Annotated in this window: 7 protein-coding genes and 1 pseudogene; 5 read left to right on the forward strand and 3 right to left on the reverse strand. The window is 58.3% G+C overall.

Translation table 11 applies throughout. From position 1 onward, the window contains the following. Positions 1–270 (forward strand): zincin-like metallopeptidase domain-containing protein (locus tag L3X40_RS19875; protein ID WP_338331162.1); only part of this gene is annotated, 270 nt, incomplete at its 5' end. Between the two features lie 54 nt (positions 271–324). Here the strand turns inward: L3X40_RS19875 and L3X40_RS19880 are convergent. Then, complete coding sequence (locus L3X40_RS19880) at positions 325–546, reverse strand: hypothetical protein (RefSeq protein ID WP_237367134.1); 222 nt, start codon at positions 544–546, stop codon at positions 325–327. A gap of 31 nt (positions 547–577) precedes the next feature. Continuing rightward, complete coding sequence (locus L3X40_RS19885) at positions 578–1,267, reverse strand: hypothetical protein (RefSeq protein ID WP_237367135.1); 690 nt, start codon at positions 1,265–1,267, stop codon at positions 578–580. 122 nt (positions 1,268–1,389) lie between these two features. Between L3X40_RS19885 and L3X40_RS19890 the strand changes: the two genes are divergently transcribed. Beyond that, a complete protein-coding gene (locus L3X40_RS19890; protein ID WP_237367136.1) occupies positions 1,390–2,244 on the forward strand; it encodes a hypothetical protein in 855 nt (284 codons plus the stop codon). Next, positions 2,244–2,636: an ankyrin repeat domain-containing protein gene (locus L3X40_RS19895; RefSeq protein WP_237367137.1), complete on the forward strand. Its 393-nt coding sequence runs from the start codon at positions 2,244–2,246 to the stop codon at positions 2,634–2,636. The genes L3X40_RS19890 and L3X40_RS19895 overlap by 1 nt, the downstream gene beginning before the upstream one ends. Here L3X40_RS19895 and L3X40_RS19900 read toward each other — a convergent pair. Then, entirely contained in the window at positions 2,633–4,162 is a 1,530-nt protein-coding gene (locus L3X40_RS19900; RefSeq protein WP_237367138.1) for a type IV secretory system conjugative DNA transfer family protein, read from the reverse strand. The two genes, L3X40_RS19895 and L3X40_RS19900, sit on opposite strands and share 4 nt — an antisense overlap. Before the next feature lie 334 nt (positions 4,163–4,496). Here L3X40_RS19900 and L3X40_RS19905 point away from each other — a divergent pair, with 334 nt between their 5' ends. Both L3X40_RS19905 and L3X40_RS19910 read left to right on the forward strand, forming a co-directional pair. Then, on the forward strand, positions 4,497–5,108 hold the full coding sequence (locus L3X40_RS19905) for a hypothetical protein (protein ID WP_237367139.1): 612 nt from the start codon (positions 4,497–4,499) through the stop codon (positions 5,106–5,108). Beyond that, a pseudogene (locus L3X40_RS19910) lies at positions 5,105–8,964 on the forward strand (hypothetical protein); the annotation flags it as partial. The gene L3X40_RS19905 and the pseudogene L3X40_RS19910, both read left to right, overlap by 4 nt.

Genomic DNA, 8,964 nt, shown 5'->3' on the forward strand with positions numbered 1-8,964 from the left:
TGGGCAGTGCTGGAGGCACCGATGGATTTCACCTTCCAACCGCCGTTTTTGGCTGGACTGTCAGGATATGTCGCCGAACTGGGCGCGGCGTTCCTTTGCGCCGATCTCGGGCTGGCGCTTGAGGATCGTGCCGATCACGCCGCCTATATCGGCCACTGGCTTTCCGTCCTGAAGGACGACAAGCGCGCCGTCTTCACCGCCGCTGCCCATGCGCAGCGCGCTGCCGACTACCTGCACGGGCTGGCGCGTCCGGCTGAGGCCGCCGCGTAAGCGGCGGCCTCGCGCCATCATCGCCGCCCGCGACCGGTTGAGCCTCTGCATGGCTCAACCCCCGCCGCACACGGCGATGACAATGATCGCGATGACGATCCACCCGATGGCGGCGGAGCCGCCCGATGATGAATGCGATGAGCCGGATCGCTTCGCAATACTGCGCTCGATTTCCATCGCCGCCTTGGCTGCGCGGGCCCCCGGATGGGACGGCTCGTAATGCGGGTCGACGGACGCCAGATAGGCCTCCTGCATCGCTTTGCGGTCATAGATCATGATGCTCCTTTTGCGGATTCGGGGCGCGCATTCAGACGGTTTCCGGGATATCGCCGGGCTGTTCGCCCCATTCGTCACGCGGGTTCAGCGGAACGCCTTTGCCGTTGCGGGCCTGCGATTCCATCACTTCGTCGCAAGCCTTGAGGCGCGCGAGGATCGCCAGCGCTTCCTTGCGGCCATGGACGGCCATCAGGTCATTGCGCTGGCCCAGATACTCGAAACTGACGAAGTAGGATTCCTGGTAGTACGGCGTGCGCCATGTCGCGCGGCCCTTGGTCTGGTCGATGCGCTGCCCGTGTTCGTGCTCGGCCTGTTCGCGGCGTGCATGGTCATGCTGGACGAGGGCGAAGCGATGGGCATGGCGACGGTCGAAGCTCTCCCACGCGCCAACCAGGCCGCGCTTCACCGCGAACGTCGTGTCCGTGAAGTGCATCACGGTCTTCGTTTCAAATTCTTCCGCGATCCACCGGCGGATGACTCTGTGGCCGGCGAGCGGGCCGCCGACAAGAAAGACCCATGCCCACGGATCGTGTTCGCGTATCCCCACGAGGATGCCGATCACCGCGATATAGAGAATGAGCAGGGCCGTGACGCCATCCACGATGCGCGCCCGCAACGGCGTCAGCGTGCGAGTGGTGACCGTGAAGGTCATCGTGCCCTGATCGTCGCTGTCCTGCCTTGTGTCAGGCTTACCTTCAAACGGGGATTTATACTGCTCCATCACAGTCTTCCTTTCCGGCAAAGGCTTGCGCTTTGCTGCTTCTGAAAAGAAGATAAGCCCGGTCGCGACTCCAAAACCGCGCGCAAACCGCGTCCGGCTATCGCAAAGGGGGGCGCACAAGATTGGATTATTCTGACGCCATCATCCGGCGGCTGCGGGACCGCCTTCTGCGCTATCGCAGCGATACCCGCATCAGCGGGCGCAAACGCCCGTGGAACCGCATCGCGCAGGATGTCGCCGACGCGGAGAGCGTGCCGCGCGCTTTCTATGACAAGGAAGATGATTTCGACGTGCTCGGCGAAGCGCTCCGCCGTTTCGGCGCGGCGACGCAGGTCCCGACGCTGGAGCGGCTGGACGCGATCACGGCCTTCCTGACCGAGAAGGGCTATCTCGCCGCCGATGAATTGCAGGAGACGGATTCGCCCGCGCAACTCATCCATAGCCTCGCGCAGTTCCTGGGCAGCAGCGATGACGGGCTCATACCCGACACCGTCCTGCTATGCGGCCGGTTTCTGGCGGAGCGTGAGGACAGGCGCGGCCGCCATGAATACCGGACACTCGCGATTGCGCAGAGCGGCAACCGGGACTTTCAGGTGGAAGAAACCTCCTACATCACGGCCATGCGGGCGCGTTCGCGCCACCCGGCGGAGTTGCGCCGTTTCTTTAAGGTCGCCAGCACTGCCGTCATCAGGAACGACGGATGGCTTGTGCAGGGACGCAACAAGCAGGTGCTGATCCTGATAAAGGACCGGCTGACCGGAGATGCGGAATTGCGCAGCGTGGTCTATGCCGTGCCGTCCGACACGGATGCCGGGGCCGACGCGCTCTATCTTCTGAAGCACGGCGAGCTGGGCATCCCGGTCCGAAGCACCTGGGTCGGCAAAGCGCCCGCGCCGGAACAGCCGTCAGCCACGGAGATCGTGACCGCGTGGGCGACAGAGAACAGTTTGCGGTTTGATCGGCAGGAGTCCGGGTGATGGCGGGCGGCAAAGACAAAGATACGCAGCGCGTGCTCACGCCGCACGCCTTCCTGGAGGCGGCGCGCACCGGCGATGCCGATACCGTCAAACAGATGCTGGCCGACGGCTACACCGCTATCAGCCATGCCGAGCCCGGCACGGGTCTCACGGCGCTGCATTACGCTGCCGCGCGCAATGCCAAAGCGGTCCTGAAACTGCTGGTCGCAACAGGCAAGTGCGATTTCACAAAGAAGGATAAGCAGGGCCGGACGGCGGCGACGCTGGCGATAGAAGTAGCCGATAATCCCGCCCTCGGCCGCTATCTCTACGATCAGCAGCACAAGCAGCAACCGCAGGCGCAGCCCATTGGCGATGCGGGCAAATCCAGGGCGGATCGCGGCGCGCCCTAAGGCGCGTCGTACTTGCCCGCAAACACCGGATGCAGCGGGCTTGCCTTGTCGAAATACTCGACCCTTTGCAGGATCATCGGGTGATAACCCGCCCAGATCACCAGTTGCCGCTTGAGCCGATCGCTGCGCGCGAACTGGCGGCTGACTTCTTCCGGCGTCAGCAGGTCGTGAAGCTCGATGCTTTGTGAGCGGCCTGACAACCCGGCGGCGCTCTGGTCCGGGCCGACTTCGCCTTCGCGCGTCACCGCGACCATCGTCTTGCCGAGACGGCGGGAGACATACTCCATCGTCATCAGGTCATTGTTGCCGAAGAACTGGAGGATGCCGGCATTGCCGGCGAACGTCTCCCACCGGTCGCCATACAGAGCCTTGCCCTGGCCCCAGTCCTGCAAGAACACCCACAGCTTCACATCGAACGACGCGATCTGCCCCGCCGCGTCCTCCAGCTGGCGCATATGGCCCAGCACCGGGAATTCATCGAGGCAGACCAGCACCGGCGCGGCGGGTTTCGCGCGTTCCCGTTCCATCGCATCCAGCAGCTGATTGACGAACAGACGAAGCCAGCGATTGCACAGCCCCATGCGGCTGGCGGGCAGGCACAAATAAAGCGTCTGCCCCTGCGCCGCGCGCTTCAAATCCGCGAGATCAAAATCATGCCCCGACAGCACCCGGCGCATCGCCTTGTAATCCAGAAACTTCGTATGCCGCCGCGCCGTGGACAGCACGCTCGCGCGTTCCCGGTCCGGCTTCTCGTAGAATTCGCGGGCAGCCGTTTCGATCGCGTTGGCGAGGTCGTCGGTAGTGGCGTTGCGTGAAAGCCGTTCGGCATTCGCGTACATCGCGAGTTCAAGCGCAAAGCCCTGATCGTCGCCATCCGCCGCGATCATCGCATCACGCAGCAGGTCGCGCAGGGAGACGAGGGTGCGCTTGCCCTCGAAGCCTGCGTCACTGACGATATGCAGGATCAGCCCCTCGATGAAATTGCGCGCGCTCTCATCCCAGTGCGGGTCCTTGCCCGCAGCCGGGACCACCAGCGCATCGGCGATCATACCCGCATCTTCAATGACCGTGTCGCTGCCCATGCGCAGCATCGCCAGCGGATTGTACCGCTTGCGGTAGGGCGCGACATGTTCCGCGCAGGTCAGGAACGGGTCCAGCACATGCACATCCTGCCCCAGCGCGGCGCGGCGGCGCGCGGTCAGATTGGCAAGTTCGCCCTTCGGATCGAGCGCCAGAACGCTGCCGCGATAGAACATGAGGTTTGCGACGAGCATGACGGACTTGCCCGCGCGCGAGCCCGCGACGGTCAGCATGTGGCGGTTGTCGTCGATGCCGATCAGCTGGTCGCCAAGGGCGCCGACCAGCACCTTGCGACCCGGCTTAGCCGGATCGTACGCGACAGCCTTACCTCCCGCCAACCCCTCCACATCCTGCCACCGCGCTTGCGGCACTGATTGCTCATTGAGAAACCGCGTGGAGATTCCACGCGGAATGTCGCGGGTGAAGTCGGTGGCGAAGTGAGTCATGGACGCATGCCTTCGGAGGAACCTGTCGCAAGAATTAATGGCATCCCGGCTCGCGATTCCTCGTCAAAACCACGCAGCCGTCGCGTTTTGTCTATTTCTGTAAATTCTCTTTGAGGTTGCAGTCTTCTAAAAATAATGGGAGTATTTCTCGATAATAAAATTCAAACCACAGTTATGACTAAGTCAACAACAAATATTACTGTCATCAGTGAGGATCATGCGTAGCATACATATATGGAGTTATGTGCTTTGTATTCTTACGATAGCGACGGGGGCGACTGTCTCTTTTGCAATGGGCGAAAGAAACGACGGCCACAGCACTTGGCGCTATAAGATGACCGTAACGGTCGAGACGCCGGAAGGGATTAAAACCGGGTCGACGGTCAGGGAGATGTCGAACACTGCACCGGACATCGACTGGCCCGATGTCGGCAATCCCGCCGATGTGAAGGGTGAGGCCGTCGTTGTGGATTTGGGCGAGCGCGGCGTTCTGTTCGCGCTGATTTCGCACCAATCCGACCTCGAATTTTATAACGCCTTCCCGACTGACGGACCGGCAACGCCGGCGGGGATTAAGTATTACGCCAGTCTGCCGCTTGGCTCAAAAGGTGTCCTGAACCCGCGCAATCCCCCCGGCTATCCCAAGCTCGTGACGTTCACGGATTTGAGCGATCCGCAGTCTGTGACACTGGTGCAGGTCTGGGAGCGCAATAAGCAGGGGTACTTCGATCTAAAAGAGGATCGATTCGAACAACTGTTCGGCCAAAGCGTAAAGATACACGATATTGCACTGGAACTAACAAATGAACCAGTGACGGACGGAATTACGACATGGTTGCCGTGGTTAAAGACGATCGGCGGCGGATATTTGCATGGCGGTTTTACATCTAAAGGCTCTCCTTTAGGGCTTGATGGCGGAAACTTCAAAACAGGAGAGCCAAAATGACATTGCCGTCGAAATTAATGAACGCCATTTTGGCCATGGATGCGTATAACCGTGGATATAATGGTTCAATACAGCTACCAGATGATACTGATGGGTCCGTCAAAATCGGAAATGCTGTAATTGAGGACACCAAAGGGGATGCTGCTGCAAGAGCTATAGGCTTTTACGCCATTGCGTACGACCTTGATGGGCAGCCTGGCGGCGAAATGGCCGTCGTCTATCGCGGAACGGATTATCCCAAAGCGTTAAACGAAAGATTTCGCGACCCTCTCCACGGATGGACCTTGGGCGCGGGCGAACTGTCCAGCGAACAGGGGGCAATGGCGGTCGAGTTTTATAAGGAGATTGCCGGCACCGGAAATTACTTTACGGCCAATATCACCCTCACCGGCCATTCCCTTGGCGGCGGTCTGGCGGGCTTCGTTGGCGCGCTATACGACAAAAATGTAAACACCTATGACACCATGACATTCGAGTTGGCGGCGGCGAGGGCGACAAATTATATCGTCGAGTATCAGGACTCGCAGAATCAGGTCGATACGATGATTGTATCCCCGGCTGGATTTGCGAATTTCAGTACGCTTTATCCTGGATATACGTTGTTAAGTTGGGCCTATCAGAATCCCGACTACGTTAACCTGGTCTATGATGGGAATACCCCTATTCAACCTGACTTTAACGGGATGCAGGGGTACTATGTGGAAGGAGAAGCCCTTCAAGGGCTTCTGGGAAGAGGCAATGAAGGGACTTATCATAGTATTGATGCCTTGAACGGGATCGACCTGGTTTCTGGCGGGTCGATCGAAGAAGCCGTCGCAAGACACTCTCAAGCCACCCTCGTCATCACGATGTTCGCGGATGAGGTGCCCGGTTTAACGGACTGGCAAACGGCCACGGAATATTTCTGGCCTGTCTTATATGATGACGGTTTTGCCAAACTGATCGGCATGACGGATGCGCGCGTTGCCGGCGAATTGCAGGCGCAGAACAAGCATTCCGACATCCTCCGTACGACTATCGCTTATTCCGCCGTCGACGAGGGTGAGCGGCCTTTCGGAGACACCGGCGTCCGCGCGCTTTACAACGACGCGAACGACCTGGGCGCGGCTTTGTCCGTTTCGGGCGCATCGCCGGCCATCGAGACTTACGCCGTCGATATCAGCAAGGCTCTGGTGCAGTATGCCGGGCATCTGGCACTGAATGATATCGAACAGTCGAACTATGCGACTGCGGTCGATGGCATTCTGAACCTGTCCGGCGACCTGCTGACCGTCAGTTTCGAGGATTCCAAGTGGCTGTTGGGCGCGCAAGAGCTTCCGCCCATGGTAGCGCGCGCGTTTCTTGTGGGAGATATCTATGCCGCGAGCGGCATGGATGAGGCGTTGCGGTCGCTCACGAAAACCATGTGGGGCGACGACACGACGAACATCATCGAGCGCGTGATATTCGCGACGAAGAATACTGGCACGTACACAATTGCTGCTCCGACTGGATCGACGGGGCAGGCGTCTTTGTTTGTCGGCGGCGATGGCGCTGACGATGCCACGGGAACGGGCGGGAATGATATCCTTCTCGGCGGTGCTGGGGCAGATGTGCTGCGCGGCATGGGTAGCAATGATATTCTTGTTGGCGGAGCCGCAGGTGATGACCTCTATGGCGGCGACGGCAACGATTTTTTACTCGGCGGCGCAGGGAATGACAATCTGGATGGTGGCAACGGTTATGACACGGCTGACTATCGCAACGCCCAAGCCGGTGTTGCTGTAAATCTTTCTTTGGGAACGGCTTCTGATGACGGCGATGGCGGTTCGGACACCCTGTCTTCCATAGAAAATATCGTCGGCTCGGGATACTCCGATACTCTCGCAGGCAATTCAGTCCAGAACTTCTTCTACGGTTCCGATGGATCGGACACTATAAGCGGTGCGGTTAACATCTATGGAGATATCGTAGATGCGGTGGATTATGCCTATTTAGATAAGATGATTACCGTTAATTATAGCGGGACAGGGGGAACGGTCCAGAAGGGCACCAGTCAGGGCACCGACACTCTTACGAATATTCATGCCATATATGGCACAAGCCTGGATGACAGCTTTTATGGTTCTCCCGGATTGGGAGAAGCGATCGTTTTCAGCGGAGGTAAGGGGCACGATTCGTATTATTTCGATTTGGCGACCGATCGCGGAGAAGTCGGAATATTTGAGGGTTTCGGTCAGGGACTTGATTCTGTCGAAATTATAAATTTCAACCCTGTAGACGATCCGGAGAATATTACAGCCGGTGAGATGATCGTCGAGTTGAGCTGGCATGGGTCCGTCGGCAGTTTTTTCGCCGAGTTCTATGAATTCCAGGCTGTCGGTGGCGGATTGGCAACGCAAAAAATACTTTCCGTCGGGCTTTCAAATGGCGAATACTACGATGGCGGCGTTGATTTACTATACCTGAACAGCGCCATTTATACGCAGCAAGATATTGCAGAATATTATGATTACATAGTGCAAAACACCAGTTCCTCCATTATGGAGATCATCGATCTGGCGCGCATTTATGACTATTCCGTGGATGGCTGGCGGGCGCAAAATGGTGCGGCGGGCGGCATTCTACCAGTCTATGACAATGGAACGATTGGCGGCATGCGCAACGCTCCGTCTTCTATCTGGGGCATTCTGCCGAACCAATTCGGCTACGAGATCATGCACCCGCATGTTCTGAAATCTGTTTATGGGGGGCCGGGAGGCGTAATCGTAACGACAGAAACCAACGTAAAGGACCTTGTCTTCCGGGATGGTATATCCATCAGTGATGTGCGCCTGACCCTTTCGGGATCACAGGGAAATACGTCGCTGGTAATCAATATCGACGCTCTGGAAGAATCGTTCGTAGTCTCTCACTTTGAAACCGGCAGGACGATAACCGGCATCGGCATCTATGACAACGCAGTTCATGACTGGGTTGGAGGCTCGGAACTCGGCTCGTTCGTACAGGATGGAGCCAACACTTATAGCGGTACATTTGATAACGAAGATGCTTTTCCCACGATGAGCTCCGTTACGGTTACCTATTACCTGATGTCATTGATATTCGGAAACGGCGTGATTGATACCCGAGGACAGCTTACGTTCGAGGGAACGGATGCTAACGAAACCCTGATCGGTCTGGATGATCGAGCCGATACTATTTTTGGCTACGAGGGGGACGACACGCTCTACGGTTACGGCGGCGACGATATTCTGATCGGCGGTGCGGGCGACGATCAGTTGTACGGCGGTGCCGGTGATGATCTGTTCCTGTTCTCCGCCGGTGACAACGGCAGCTACGGCGACACTGTCAATGAAAGCGCCAGCGAGGGCGTCGATACGATCCGGTTCGTGGATATGGCTGCGGCGGATATCCGGTCATGGACGGATGGCAGCTATCTGTATTTTGGCTCCGCCAGTACGTCGGACGTATACGTGAAGGTTGCGCATAGCGTATATGCCGCCGGGTCGAACGTGGCCGAGAAAGTGGAGCTTATAGAGTTCGACGATGAAACGTGGGACCTGAGAGATGGTTTGATCCTCGTGGACACGGATACGGGTCGCACCCTTTATGGCTCGGCCGAGGCCGACCGCATTGAGGGGCGGGGCGGCGACGACACGCTCTTTGGCTATGACGGCAACGATATCCTGGTCGGCGGCGCAGGTGATGATTCCCTGTATGGCGGCGTAGGCGACGATACCTTTTCGTTCGCGATCGGGGATAGCGGCAGCTACGGCGACACCGTCGATGAAAGCGCCGGCGAAGGCACTGACACAATCAAGTTCGTGGATATGGCTGCGGCGGATATCCGGTCATGGACGGATGGCAGCTATCT

This window comes from Rhizorhapis sp. SPR117, from assembly GCF_021742065.1.

Bases quoted from the DNA above. Each gene is read 5' to 3' on its own strand.
- L3X40_RS19880 (WP_237367134.1), bottom strand. From the start codon at position 546: ATGATCTATGACCGCAAAGCGATGCAGGAGGCCTATCTGGCGTCCGTC.
- L3X40_RS19885 (WP_237367135.1), bottom strand. From the start codon at position 1,267: ATGGAGCAGTATAAATCCCCGTTTGAAGGTAAGCCTGACACAAGGCAG.
- L3X40_RS19895 (WP_237367137.1), top strand. From the start codon at position 2,244: ATGGCGGGCGGCAAAGACAAAGATACGCAGCGCGTGCTCACGCCGCAC.
- L3X40_RS19900 (WP_237367138.1), bottom strand. From the start codon at position 4,162: ATGACTCACTTCGCCACCGACTTCACCCGCGACATTCCGCGTGGAATC.
- L3X40_RS19905 (WP_237367139.1), top strand. From the start codon at position 4,497: ATGACCGTAACGGTCGAGACGCCGGAAGGGATTAAAACCGGGTCGACG.